General features: G+C 37.5%; 12 protein-coding genes. 7 read left to right on the top strand and 5 right to left on the bottom strand.

The window, feature by feature from the left end:
* The first annotated feature begins 13 nt into the window (after positions 1–13).
* From hisH to L1967_RS09300, 5 genes are all read left to right on the top strand, one after another.
* Positions 14–661 (top strand): imidazole glycerol phosphate synthase subunit HisH, encoded by a 648-nt coding sequence (hisH, locus tag L1967_RS09320; RefSeq protein WP_249601393.1) that lies wholly within the window; start codon positions 14–16, stop codon positions 659–661.
* A 353-nt stretch (positions 662–1014) separates the two neighbouring features.
* Positions 1015–1746 (top strand): 1-(5-phosphoribosyl)-5-[(5-phosphoribosylamino)methylideneamino]imidazole-4-carboxamide isomerase, encoded by a 732-nt coding sequence (gene hisA, locus L1967_RS09315; RefSeq protein WP_249601392.1) that lies wholly within the window; start codon positions 1015–1017, stop codon positions 1744–1746.
* Positions 1747–2130: 384 nt separating this feature from the next.
* Positions 2131–2886, top strand: coding sequence for an imidazole glycerol phosphate synthase subunit HisF (hisF, locus tag L1967_RS09310; protein WP_249601391.1), 756 nt, complete (start codon positions 2131–2133; stop codon positions 2884–2886).
* Between the two features lie 10 nt (positions 2887–2896).
* Positions 2897–3514: a bifunctional phosphoribosyl-AMP cyclohydrolase/phosphoribosyl-ATP diphosphatase HisIE gene (hisIE, locus tag L1967_RS09305; protein WP_249601390.1), complete on the top strand. Its 618-nt coding sequence runs from the start codon at positions 2897–2899 to the stop codon at positions 3512–3514.
* Positions 3515–4159 (top strand): thiamine diphosphokinase, encoded by a 645-nt coding sequence (locus L1967_RS09300; RefSeq protein WP_249601389.1) that lies wholly within the window; start codon positions 3515–3517, stop codon positions 4157–4159.
* A gap of 109 nt (positions 4160–4268) precedes the next feature.
* Here L1967_RS09300 and L1967_RS09295 read toward each other — a convergent pair whose 3' ends face one another.
* The 4 genes from L1967_RS09295 to L1967_RS09280 form a co-directional block, all read right to left on the bottom strand.
* On the bottom strand, positions 4269–5123 hold the full coding sequence (locus L1967_RS09295; protein ID WP_249601388.1) for a pirin family protein: 855 nt from the start codon (positions 5121–5123) through the stop codon (positions 4269–4271).
* 81 nt (positions 5124–5204) lie between these two features.
* Entirely contained in the window at positions 5205–5945 is a 741-nt protein-coding gene (locus L1967_RS09290; RefSeq protein ID WP_249601387.1) for an NYN domain-containing protein, read from the bottom strand.
* Between the two features lie 162 nt (positions 5946–6107).
* On the bottom strand, positions 6108–6977 hold the full coding sequence (locus L1967_RS09285; RefSeq protein ID WP_249601386.1) for a cation diffusion facilitator family transporter: 870 nt from the start codon (positions 6975–6977) through the stop codon (positions 6108–6110).
* Between the two features lie 158 nt (positions 6978–7135).
* Positions 7136–7801 (bottom strand): DUF1853 family protein, encoded by a 666-nt coding sequence (locus L1967_RS09280; protein ID WP_262917432.1) that lies wholly within the window; start codon positions 7799–7801, stop codon positions 7136–7138.
* 384 nt (positions 7802–8185) lie between these two features.
* Between L1967_RS09280 and truA the strand changes: the two genes are divergently transcribed.
* A complete protein-coding gene (gene truA, locus L1967_RS09275; RefSeq protein ID WP_249601384.1) occupies positions 8186–8974 on the top strand; it encodes a tRNA pseudouridine(38-40) synthase TruA in 789 nt (262 codons plus the stop codon).
* A 3-nt stretch (positions 8975–8977) separates the two neighbouring features.
* Here truA and recQ read toward each other — a convergent pair whose 3' ends face one another.
* Positions 8978–11086 carry a DNA helicase RecQ gene (gene recQ, locus L1967_RS09270; RefSeq protein ID WP_249601383.1) on the bottom strand — a complete coding sequence of 703 codons (2109 nt, stop codon included), beginning with the start codon at positions 11084–11086 and terminating at the stop codon, positions 8978–8980.
* A 97-nt stretch (positions 11087–11183) separates the two neighbouring features.
* Between recQ and corA the strand changes: the two genes are divergently transcribed.
* Positions 11184–12272: a magnesium/cobalt transporter CorA gene (gene corA / locus L1967_RS09265; protein WP_249601382.1), complete on the top strand. Its 1089-nt coding sequence runs from the start codon at positions 11184–11186 to the stop codon at positions 12270–12272.
* Positions 12273–12284: the final 12 nt, after the last annotated feature.

Genomic DNA, 12284 nt, shown 5'->3' with positions numbered 1-12284 from the left:
ATAATTTAAAAATATGAGTGAACTAGGAAAAAACAAATCCTCTGAATCTTCCCCCTCTGGGGGAAAGAAAGGGGGAATAGCAATTATAGATTACGGCGCGGGAAATATTCAAAGTATCAAATTCGCCATAAAACGATTAGGTTTTGATGCGGTTTTAACTGATGACGCTGAAGAAATAAAGTCGGCAGACAAGGTGATTTTTCCTGGAGTAGGAGAAGCCAGCAGCGCCATGAAGATGCTTAAGTCAACCGGACTCGATAAAGTGATTCCGCAGCTAAAACAACCGGTTTTAGGAATTTGCCTGGGAATGCAACTGATGTGCGAATATTGTGAAGAAGGGGACACCACAGGATTGTCGATTTTTGATGCTAAAGTGGTAAAGTTCGATAATTCGGTTAAAGTGCCGCAAATTGGCTGGAATCAGATTTATGACCTACAATCAGATTTGTTTGAAGGCGTAAATGAAAAAGAGTATGTGTACCTGGTGCATAGCTTTTACGTAAAAGAATGCGAAGAAACGATTTGTTCTACTGAATACGGAGTAGAATATACATCTGCCATCAAGAAAAATAATTTCTACGGAGTACAATTTCACCCGGAAAAAAGCAGCAAAGCCGGAGAAAAGATCCTTGAGAACTTTTTGAAGTTAGAGAATGAATAATTTGATGATGTGTTAATCTGATAATTTGAAAATTGATTCTAATATTATTTGAAAGCTGAATTTTGAATGAAAAATGAAAATTTTGATTCCTAGTCATCTCGACCTTGCTTCGCCGAAAGGCAGGCATAGTGGAGAGATCTCAGAGTATCAATGTTCAATTTGAAAATATATTGTTATAAGTTGAAGACAGGGTTTAAGATCATATTATTCTAAAATCTTAATTTTGAATGAATAAAGATTTCTCGACTCCGTTTTACTTCGCTCGAAATGACAAATGTTAAATTCAATATTATAAAAAAGCTGACAGCTGATAGCTAAAAGCTCAATTAACTGTAAACCGTAAACTAAAACAAATGCGCTTAATACCAGCTATAGATATAATTGACGGAAAGTGTGTACGGCTTTCTAAAGGTGATTATAACACCAAAAAAATATACAATGAAAATCCGCTTGAGGTGGCGAAATCTTTTGAAGCTCACGGGATCGAATACTTACATTTGGTCGATCTCGATGGGGCTAAATCAAAACACATCGTAAATCATAAGATCTTAGAAACGATAGCTTCAAAGACCAATCTTAAAATCGATTTTGGCGGCGGACTCAAAACCGACAAAGATCTGGAGATTGCTTTTGAATGCGGAGCAAAACAAATTACCGGCGGAAGTATTGCGGTAAAAGATGCGGATACTTTTAAAAGCTGGCTGGAAAAATTCGGTTCAGAAAAGATTATTTTGGGCGCCGATGCAAATAATGAGAAAGTAGCGGTAAGTGGCTGGCTGGAAGAATCAGAGAAAGAATTGATCCCTTTTATTACAGAATATCAAAAAGAAGGAGTGGAATACGTGATCTGTACCGATATTTCTAAAGACGGCATGTTGCAGGGGCCCGCTTTCGATCTTTATGATCGTATTTTAAGGGAGAATCCGGAAATAAAACTAATCGCTTCAGGAGGAATATCGAAATTCGACGAATTGCTGGAACTTTCTGATTTAGGCTGTGAAGGGACAATCATCGGAAAAGCCATTTACGAAGGAAGAATCGGCTTAAAACAATTAGAGAGCTACATCCTGAATGATGGACAATAATTAGGATTTAGATTTTAGACCGCTATGCTGTTCAATGTCTAATTTGAAAATGTGCCGATTTGATGATGGAAGTAAGAAGCAGGAGGCAGGAACCAAGACCCAAGATGCGCGTCATTTCGAGCGAGGTACGAGTCGAGAAATCTTAAATTTGTTCAATGTTTGATTTGAAAATGTCCCGATTTGATGATGTGGTGAATTGAAAGTGTCAGGAGTCAGGATTTATTTTGAATGCTAAATGTTGAATTTTGAATGAAATGCACTAAGAGTTATCAACTTCATTTTTCCCGATAGCAATCGGGACACTAGAAATGATAAATATTTGAAAAAAAACAGCTGAAGGCTAAAAGCTGATTGCTGACAGCTAAAAAACTGTAAACTAAAAAAATGCTAACAAAAAGAATAATCCCCTGCCTAGATATTAAAAACGGAAGAACCGTTAAAGGTGTTAATTTCGTGGATTTAAGAGATGCTGGTGATCCGGTAGAACTCGCGGCAAAATATGCAGAAACCGGAGCAGATGAGCTTGTTTTTCTGGATATTTCGGCCACCGAAGAGCGTCGTAAAACTTTAGCGAATCTTGTATTACGAGTGGCTGAAAAAGTAAATATTCCGTTTACGGTGGGCGGCGGAATTTCTTCTGTAGAAGACGTCGATATTTTGTTGAAGAACGGGGCCGATAAGGTTTCGGTAAACTCTTCCGCAGTAAAAAATCCAGATTTAATTAACGAGCTTTCCCAAAAGTTTGGCGCGCAATGCATCACTGTAGCCATCGATGCAAAACAGGTAAATGGCCAATGGATCGTACATTTAGTGGGCGGTAAAGTACCAACCGAACTCGATTTATTCGATTGGGCCAAAGAAGTAGAACAGCGCGGTGCAGGAGAGATTTTGTTTACCTCGATGAATAATGATGGTACTAAAGATGGTTTTGCTAATATTGCACTCAAGAAATTGTCTGAAGACCTGAATATCCCGATTATTGCTTCGGGGGGAGCGGGTTGTATTCAGCATTTTGTAGATACGTTTAAAGAAGGAAAGGCCGATGCCGCTTTGGCAGCAAGTGTTTTTCATTTTAAAGAAATAGAAATTCCGGATCTTAAAAAAGAACTGGCAAATCAGGGAATTCCTGTAAGAATATAAAATTATAAAGATGAATATCAATTTTGATAAAAATAGCGACGGACTAGTACCCGCAATCATTCAGGATGCAACCACCAAAAAAGTCCTGATGTTGGGGTATATGAATGAAGAAGCCTATTTAAAAACCAACGAGACCAAAAAAGTAACTTTCTTTAGCCGAACCAAGAATCGGTTATGGACCAAAGGCGAAGAAAGTGGAAACTTTTTGAACCTTGTTTCCATAAAAAATGATTGTGATAACGATACGCTTTTGATCATGGTAAATCCGCAGGGACCAACCTGCCATAAAGGAACCGATACCTGTTGGGGCGAAGAAAACGAAGCATCTTTCGGGTTTTTATCAGAATTAGAAGGAATTATCGCTCAGCGTAAAAAAATGAGTGAGGTAGAGCCAGAGCTTCGTGAAGATAAGGATTCGTATGTGGTGTCCCTTTTTGATAAAGGAATGAATAAAATCGCTCAAAAAGTAGGGGAAGAAGCTGTTGAGGTAGTGATCGAAGCCAAAGACGATGACGAAAATCTTTTCCTTAACGAAAGCGCAGATTTGCTGTTTCACTACCTTATTCTTTTAAAAGCTAAAGGCTATGGATTAAAAGATATTGCCAAAGTTTTAGAGGAAAGACACTAAATGAAGCTGAGCAGGGAAACGCATAAATCTGAAGCGCAGGTTGTTTTATTCATTAACGGTCAGTTTCCTAAAACCATGCCTTTGCTGGATGATTTTAAGAAAATTTACTGTACCGATGGTGCGTATGCGAAACTCTTAGAAAACGGAGTTCAGCCAGATCTGGTTTCAGGAGATTTTGATTCTTTAGCGATTTCTGAAATTAATACCGAAACCAAAATTGTAGAAACGCCAGATCAAAACGCGACCGATTTCGAGAAAATTTTAAAGATTATTATCGAAGAGGGTTTTAAAAGTGTGGCGGTTTATGGCTGTAGCGGTTTAGAACAGGATCATTTTTTAGGGAATCTGAACTCGATGTTGAAGCATAAAGACGAAATTGAAATCAGGTGTTTTGATGATTTTGGCTTTTATTTTTTTGCTGAAAATGATACCAAAATTATCGATTTTAAGGATGAAATTATTTCACTTTTTCCATTTCCGGAAGCTAAAAATATTTATTCTGAAGGGGTAAAATATCCCTTACATGATGAAGATTTAAGCATAACCACCAGAATTGGAACCCGAAATACAATTACCGAGAGTACTGCCCGTATTCGTTTTAAAAGTGGAAATTTATTAGTGTTTGTACAGGCTATTAGAAGTTAGAAAATAGAATTAAGACACAAGAGCCAGGAATCAAGATTTCTTTATAAAACGTAGTTTTTAATATAAAAAAAAGGGAAAATCCCCCTTTCGGGGGTTAGGGGGATCGAATTTACTCTGTCCATCGGCCCATTTTACCGGCCTGAAAATCCTGGTATGCTTCTTCGATTTCCTGCATGCTGTTCATCACAAAGGGACCACGAGCCACTACAGGTTCTTCAAAAGGGGTGGCGAAACCAAATAAAAGAATGCTTTCTTCTTTGGCTGATATTTGAAGTTTTGGATCGTCATTATTGAATTCAACCAAATGCCTTTCAGTAATAGCTTTGCCATTGACTTCAAGATGGCCTTTAATAACGTAAAAGAAAATATTCTGAGAAACAGGAATTTCGAGTTCTAAATCTGAATTTGCTTCAAAAAATACGGTAGAAAGGTTAATATCGGTAAAAGTTTCAAAAGCACCTTTTACGCCAAGAAACTCTCCGGAAACCACCTGTGCTTTCACTTTTTTATCTTCGGAATAAGCCATTGGAATATCATCCTTCTGTAAGCCAATATACTTAGGAGCTTCCATTTTATGTTTTGCCGGAAGATTGACCCAAAGTTGAAGGATCTCCAGATCTCCACCTTTCTTTTTAAATTCTTCCGAAGAAACTTCCGCATGAATTAGTCCGCTTCCCGCAGTCATCCATTGCACACCGCCACTTTCAATCACACTTTTATGTCCGCCAGAATCTTTATGGGCAATATCACCATCCAGAATAAAAGTAACGGTTTCCATACCACGATGAGGATGTGGGCCAAATGGGAGTCCGTTATTATTTTCAGGATAGACCTGTGGACCGTGATGATTTAGAAAAATAAAGGGATCGATCATTTGCAGGCTTGCTGTTGGCATTGGTGAATAAGTGACCAAATCGCCTATTGGGCGCCAATCTGCCTGATGTATTTTCTTAATGCTTCTCATAATCTTTTTGATCTAAATTAGAAAAAGCTGTTGGTTTTTAAGCAATTTCAGACTTCAAATTAGCTAACATAAAAGTTAGTACTACTCTTTATTGCGAACAAAAATAAGTTTGAACTTACTGTTATTGTTGTTCTCCCGGGATTCGATTTCAAACTGATCTATAGAAGCGATCATTGGGGTAAGTTTCTGGTAGCCGTAGTTACGGGAATCAAAATTAGGTTGCTTTTTTTGCAATAAACTCCCCACATCGCCCATAAATGCCCAACCATCATCATCGGCAACATCTGAGATGGTATTAGAGATAAAATTAATTACCCTGGGTGTTAAGCGATCCACACTCTGTTTTTTATTGGGTTTCCCTTTAACAACTTCAGGTAGCTCTTCTTTGTCTTTGGTTTTTAAAATTTCAAGATAGATAAACCGGTCACAGGCCACAATAAACGGATCTGGGGTTTTCTTTTCCCCAATCCCTATAACTCTTTTCCCGGCTTCCCGTAGTCTTGTCGCTAATCTGGTAAAATCACTGTCACTGCTTACCAGGCAAAATCCATCTACTTTATTAGAATATAAAATATCCATGGCATCGATAATCATGGCAGAATCTGTAGCATTTTTACCCTGCGTATAACCGTACTGCTGAATGGGACTAATCGCATTTTGCAATAATACTGCTTTCCATTTAGACAGATGAGGGTTGGTCCAATCTCCGTAAATTCTTTTAATGGTAGGGTTACCGTGTTTAGCGATTTCTTCCATCATTTCTTTTACGTATGCTGAAGGTATATTGTCCCCATCAATAAGGACGGCTAAATTATGATCCATGAAATAAATTTTAAGTAACTATCTTCTTGGCAATCCCACGAAGCATTTAATCTCGATTATCGAGTAAAGATAAAGTTTTAAAATAAAGCCTGGCCTAAATGGAGATTCTTAACCGCTTTTTTCAGAAGAATTTAACGGCTTTCACCTTTGTAAGATAAAAAATTAATTGGGTTCTACATGAATAAGAACATCTGCAATTTCAGGTAAATCTTGTAGCATTTTATCTTTCACCTGGTGGGCAATATCATGGCCTTCTGTTACGGTCTTTTCTCCGTCTACGTTAATGTGAAGATCTACGTGAAAGGTCATTCCTGTTTTGCGCACAAAACATTTTTCTGTACCTAAAACCCCTTTTACGCTATAAGCCGATTTACGGATTTCTTCTATAAGATCATCATACATATGCTCATCCATAATCTCTCCCAAAGCCGGTCTTAAAATAAGATAGGCATTGAATAAAATAAATCCAGAGGCCAACAAAGCTGCCCAATCATCGGCACTTTCATAACCATCTCCCATAATTAAAGCGATCGAAATACCAACAAAGGCGGTAAATGAAGTGATCGCATCGCTGCGGTGATGCCAGGCATCTGCTTTTAAAGAAGAGCTATTGGTCTCATCCCCTTTTTTAGAGACAAATCGATAGAAAAACTCTTTAATCGCAATAATAACGACCAAAACGATTAATGTATAGGGCTCTGGAATCTGATGCGGAGTACGTATATTCTCGATACTTTCGTAAGCGATTACGGTAGCCGAAACGATTAAGAAACCAACCACGGCAAAAGTGATAAGCGGTTCTACACGACCATGGCCGTAGGGATGATTATCGTCTGCCGGTTTTGCGGCATACCGAAGTCCTACAAGCACTAAGAAGGAAGAAAAAACATCTGCGGTAGATTCTATGGCATCGGCGATTAATGCATAAGAATTACCAAAAAAACCAGCCAGGAATTTCCCCAAAGCAAGAATACCATTACCGGCTATGCTTAAATAGGATGTTTTTATGGCTTCTTTTACTTTTTCGCGCATTTCTAAAAAATAGGATGGCAAAGTTACAAGCTAACAGAAAAACTAAGACGCTTTTTTTGATTTTTTTTCAGCGCTGTAGGCTAATGATGTGATAATTTGAAAATGTTTTAATTTGATGGGCAAAATTTTATTTACCTATTAAAACTTTTCACCCACTTTCACCACCAAACAATAAAAAATTTCTCGTAATGATTTTCTGTTTTCATCCAGACCAGCGGAGCTCTTTGTTGCTGAATAAAAGATTCGATTTGTGAGAATATTTCTGAATACGAAAACCAAAGCTTATTTTTGGAGGGATCTACCGGCCAAAATTGTTTCCCCGGACTAAAAAATTGGGCGTCATTAAATTGCTCTTCAGTGAACTCTTCAAAATGAATCCAGAACCCAACAATGCAATCATTATTTATTGATATGAATTTTTTGTTTTGTAGATTTCTGGGAACAAATAAACTCGCTTTATAACATACTCTTTGTGCTATCGATTTTGTAGCGATATGCTGAACATTTAAAATTTGCTGAGTAGCGTTCTTATAAAGTAGTGGGAGTTGTTTGGTTTTAAGCTTATTTACTTTTTCAAGCAACGAATCTTTACGATTGGGACCAATCCACCTGGCCAACTCTTCTTTAAAACTAGGGTCGTAAACGTAGAATTTGTACACTAGTTCTATATGCGTAAGTTGACCGTTATTTTTATCTTTTACAATAAAATCCAGTTCTCCAAGGGTTTGTTTGTTTTTAATCACCTGAAGATTACAGATTTTTAAATGATAATGTTCTGATTGTCGAATTTGGTATTCAAAAAAACGCTCCACCCGTTTCCCCAGTACAAAAATATTTTCCAGATTTTCCTGAAGTAAAACCTCATTTTTAAAATCTTTGATTTTAGCTGGTAGCTCAAAAGGTTCCAGACCGAATAACTTTTCTGAGTGCCATAAATTTGGGGTGTTCAGGAATCCGGTTATTTCGTCTAATAGTGTGATAATGATGAGATTTTAGGCTGATTTTTTATTGATAGTAAATTTGCTAGGTATGAAGCAATTTTTCCTGTTGATCTAAAAATAGGAATAATCCCATAACGCTTGGGAGTAGTTGTAATTATAAAATAAAAATATCTTTTTGGCACGTAAAATAAGGGAATTTGTCCCCGTTTTAAAATCAATTTTTAGGCTAGTCTATGAAACTCTGCTATTTTTGAACAAAATCCAGAAATGCAGAGAGTCCGTTATTACTATCTTATAAAAGTTCAATATTTAGGGTATCGCTTACATGGCTGGCAAAAACAGCCTAATTTTAAAACCGTTGAAGGGTTAATTACCAAAACCCTGCGTTATGTGATGCCAGACGCCAAGTATAAAATTTTGGGGTGTAGCCGTACTGATGCGATGGTCTCTTCAAACGGATCGGCATTCGAACTTTTTGTAGATGAAGAGCCGCTGGAAAATTTAGAGGAATTTTTGGCCCTTTTCAATCTTAATCTTCCGCAGGATATACGAGTAACGGGTATTGAGGCAGTAAATGCTGAATTTAATATTATTCAGCATTCCAAGATAAAGGAGTATGCCTATCTATTTTCTTTTGGTAATAAAAACCATCCGTTTTGCGCACCGTTTATGGCGAATTTTCAGTTTAATCTGGATATCGAAATGATGAAACAGGGGGCAGCTCTTTTTAATGGTACGCATAATTTTAGGAATTACTGTGTTCGGGTTTCAGAAAAAAGCACGTTTGAACGGGAAATTTTAAAGGCTGAAATTGTAGAAAATAACCTGTATACCGCAAATTTCTTTCCGCAGAAATCATATATTTTCCATGTGCATGGGAAAGGCTTTTTGCGCCATCAGGTACGGTTGATGATGGGCGCGATGATTCAGCTGGGACGCGGTGAATTTTCTTTAGAGGATATAGAGCAGAGCCTTAAAGAAGGGAATGAACATCTACAAATGGATTACAGTGCCCCGGCCAGCGGACTTATCTTGAACGACATGCATTTTGAATAAAAACTAATCCTCGTTTTCGATAATTTTGAGGGCTATTTTTATATCGTTATACGGAATGGCTTCTTCAAAATGCTCAAAATAAGGTTTTAGTTTATCGGGATCGCCAAGTTCTTTTTTTGCTTTTTTTACCGCTTCCAGATCGACTTTTCCTATAAACTGTTTTAAATCTATGTTTTGGCCTTCATCATAAAGTTTTAGCAGGTGAGACATAATCGTTATTTCAGAAAGTTCCCGCTCTTTGGCAATTTCTTCCAGAGTTTTTCCTTCAGCGTATAATTCGCCCGTGATTTTATAGGTTTTTCCTTTTTTCTGTTTTTTTCGGGTTCGTTTTTGCTTAGAAAAAGCAATAATCTCTTTAATAAAACGATAGCCGTATTCTTCCATTTTCTTTCGCCCAACCCCGTTAATCAGCATAAAATCATCATCGGTCATAGGTCGTGAACGCTCCATTTCTTTTAGCGTAGCGTCGTTAAAAATAAGATAGGCCGGGATTTCTTCTTCTCTGGCGATTGCGAGTCGAAGTTGTCTTAACTTCTCAAAAAGGGAGTTTTCAGCAGCAATTTTTTCTGATGTATTATTTGCAGCTGCCGTTTGTAATTTACGGTCGGGTACTTTCGCTAAATGTACTTTTTTACCTTCAAAAAGTACATCTTTAGCGTGTTTGGTTAGTTTTAAGGCATTTCCCTGATGAAAAGCAATTTCAGCATAGCCTAAATTAATAAGCTGTAAGATATATTGTTGCCAGTTATTCCAGGAGATATCCTGTCCAATTCCGTATGTTTTTAAACGGTTATAGTTTTTAGATAGTGTTTGTTCATTCTGGCTACCACGTAAAACATCTACAACGGTAGTGAGGGGTTCTTTCCCTTTTAAACGGTAGATGCAGGACAAAGCCTTTTGGGCGGCAACGGTACCGTCGAAAAATTGAGGCGGATTTTTGCAAATATCGCAGTTCCCGCAATCTTCCTGCTTAATCTCGCCAAAGTAGCTTAGCAAAATTTTTCGGCGACAGGTAAGAGCCTCTGCATATTGCTTCATGCGGTCTAACTTGGCCACCTGAATGTCTTTATTTTTCGTGTTTTCGGCAAAGCGTTGCAATTGTACCACATCGGCATAACTGTGAAACAGCAAGGTGTCTGAAGGCAGCCCATCTCTTCCGGCACGTCCAATTTCCTGATAATAGCCTTCCAGGTTTTTGGGCATATTGTAATGGACTACCCAACGGATATTCGATTTATCGATTCCCATCCCAAAAGCGACGGTAGCACAAATAATTTCGGTTTTATCATTGATAAAATCATCCTGGATGCTTTCGCGTTCTTCATGTTTTAATCCCGCATGATAGGCTTTGGCATCTAATCCTTTTTGCTGAAGTTTTTCAGCGAGTTCTTCGGTGTTTTTTCGACTTAAACAATAAATAATGCCGCTTTCATCTGGCCTGTTTTTAATGAATTTTATGATTTGCTCAAATCGTTTGATGCCCTGGCGAACTTCCAGACTCAGGTTCTTTCGGTCGAACGAAGAGATATGTTTTTTGGCTTCGGGAATATTTAATTGCTGGCAAATGTCGTGGCGTGTAGCTTTATCTGCCGTAGCCGTTAAGGCAACGATAGGGATGTTAGAAAATCGTTTCTTTAAATACCCAAGCTGTGTATAGGCGGGCCTAAAATCGTGACCCCAACTAGAGATACAGTGTGCTTCATCGATGGCTATTAAACTAATGTTTTCCTCTGTTAAAAAGCGATCTAAAATTTGTAAACTTTCAGGAGCGATATACAGTAATTTCAGTTCGTTTTTATCGATTTTCTGAAAAATGCTTTCCTGATCTGCTGCGTCCTGACTACTATTTAAAAATTCGGCTTCAATACCATTGGCTTTTAATCCGTCTACCTGGTCTTTCATTAAAGCGATAAGCGGAGAAATAACAATAGTTAATTTGGGTAAAAGAATGGCTGGTAACTGGTAACAAATAGATTTTCCGCCACCGGTAGGCATAATTACAAGATTGTCTTTACCATCGAAAATAGACCGAATGATCTTTTCCTGTAAGGGTCTAAAGCTATCGTACCCAAAATATTCTTTAAGTGTATTAAGCAGCTGCTGTTTCTCCATACTGCAAAGTTAAAAAAGAAAGCAGGCCGCAAAAGCTGAAATTGAAATTAAACCGGTATTAAAGGATTATTATTACATTTAACATTAAAAACCTTGTATGGCTAAAACCAAAAGAAAACGCCTTTCCCTGCGACGTCCCAAATCAAGTAAGGCGCTAAACCAAATCCCGGGAACGGTTACTTATGTTGGTACTAAGCAATCTACTGAAACTTTATTGGATGTTATCGATTATAACGCAGAGCATTACGAGCGTTTTACATCTAAAAATCCGCAGGATGCTTTAAAGTTTGAAGATGAATCTAAAGTTACCTGGATTAATATCGACGGACTTAACAATACCGGGGAAATTGAAAAGCTGGGAAAGTATTTTGAGCTTCATCCGCTAATTTTAGAAGATATAGCCAATACGAACCAACGCCCCAAAATCGATGAATATCAGGATTATCTTTTTATAGTGGCAAAAATGCTTTATTATAATGGTGATGGTACGCTACAAATAGAACATATAAGTTTGGTGGTGGGACAGGATTATGTGCTTACTTTTCAGGAAGCCGGGGGCGATGTTTTTGATGGTGTGCGGGAACGGATCGAGCAGAAAAAAGGTCGAATTAGAAACCGAAATGCCGATTATTTGATGTTTGCTTTACTGGATGCGATAATTGATAATTATTTTATCGTTGTAGAGGATATTAGCGAAAAAATTGAAGGTTTTGAAGATCAGATCTTTTTAAACGATCAGGATGATGATCTGGTAAGGGAAATACAAGAATTAAAGCGGGCCATCGTAAGGATAAGGCGTTCTGTTTTTCCATTACGCGAAGTTTTGGGAAGATTAGAAAAACTTAATCATCCTATAATCGATGAAAATACGGGCAATTATTTACGTGATCTTGTAGACCATATTATTCAAATCTCAGAAAATATTGATATTTATCGAGAGATGATCTGGAGTTTAATGGATATGTACATGACTACGATAAGTAATAAAATGAACGAAGTGATGAAGGTACTAACTATTATGGCTTCTATTTTTATTCCACTTACTTTTATTGCCGGTATTTATGGAATGAATTTCGAATACATTCCCGAATTGCAATGGAAATACAGTTACTTTGTACTTTGGGGAGTGATGATTATCGTTTTCTTTGTAATGCTCTATTATTTTAAACGTAAAAAATGGCTGTAGGCCAAAATTTAT

Source organism: Zunongwangia pacifica (assembly GCF_023499215.1).
In the GTDB taxonomy this organism is placed as follows: Bacteria; Bacteroidota; Bacteroidia; order Flavobacteriales; family Flavobacteriaceae; genus Zunongwangia; species Zunongwangia pacifica.
Note: the sequence above shows the minus strand (reverse complement) of the source record. Positions and strands in the feature narration are given on the sequence as shown.

Bases quoted from the DNA above. Each gene is read 5' to 3' on its own strand.
- truA (WP_249601384.1), top strand. From the start codon at position 8,186: ATGCAGAGAGTCCGTTATTACTATCTTATAAAAGTTCAATATTTAGGG.
- corA (WP_249601382.1), top strand. From the start codon at position 11,184: ATGGCTAAAACCAAAAGAAAACGCCTTTCCCTGCGACGTCCCAAATCA.
- hisA (WP_249601392.1), top strand. From the start codon at position 1,015: ATGCGCTTAATACCAGCTATAGATATAATTGACGGAAAGTGTGTACGG.
- L1967_RS09290 (WP_249601387.1), bottom strand. From the start codon at position 5,945: ATGGATCATAATTTAGCCGTCCTTATTGATGGGGACAATATACCTTCA.
- hisF (WP_249601391.1), top strand. From the start codon at position 2,131: ATGCTAACAAAAAGAATAATCCCCTGCCTAGATATTAAAAACGGAAGA.
- hisH (WP_249601393.1), top strand. From the start codon at position 14: ATGAGTGAACTAGGAAAAAACAAATCCTCTGAATCTTCCCCCTCTGGG.
- L1967_RS09300 (WP_249601389.1), top strand. From the start codon at position 3,515: ATGAAGCTGAGCAGGGAAACGCATAAATCTGAAGCGCAGGTTGTTTTA.
- recQ (WP_249601383.1), bottom strand. From the start codon at position 11,086: ATGGAGAAACAGCAGCTGCTTAATACACTTAAAGAATATTTTGGGTAC.
- hisIE (WP_249601390.1), top strand. From the start codon at position 2,897: ATGAATATCAATTTTGATAAAAATAGCGACGGACTAGTACCCGCAATC.
- L1967_RS09285 (WP_249601386.1), bottom strand. From the start codon at position 6,977: ATGCGCGAAAAAGTAAAAGAAGCCATAAAAACATCCTATTTAAGCATA.
- L1967_RS09295 (WP_249601388.1), bottom strand. From the start codon at position 5,123: ATGAGAAGCATTAAGAAAATACATCAGGCAGATTGGCGCCCAATAGGC.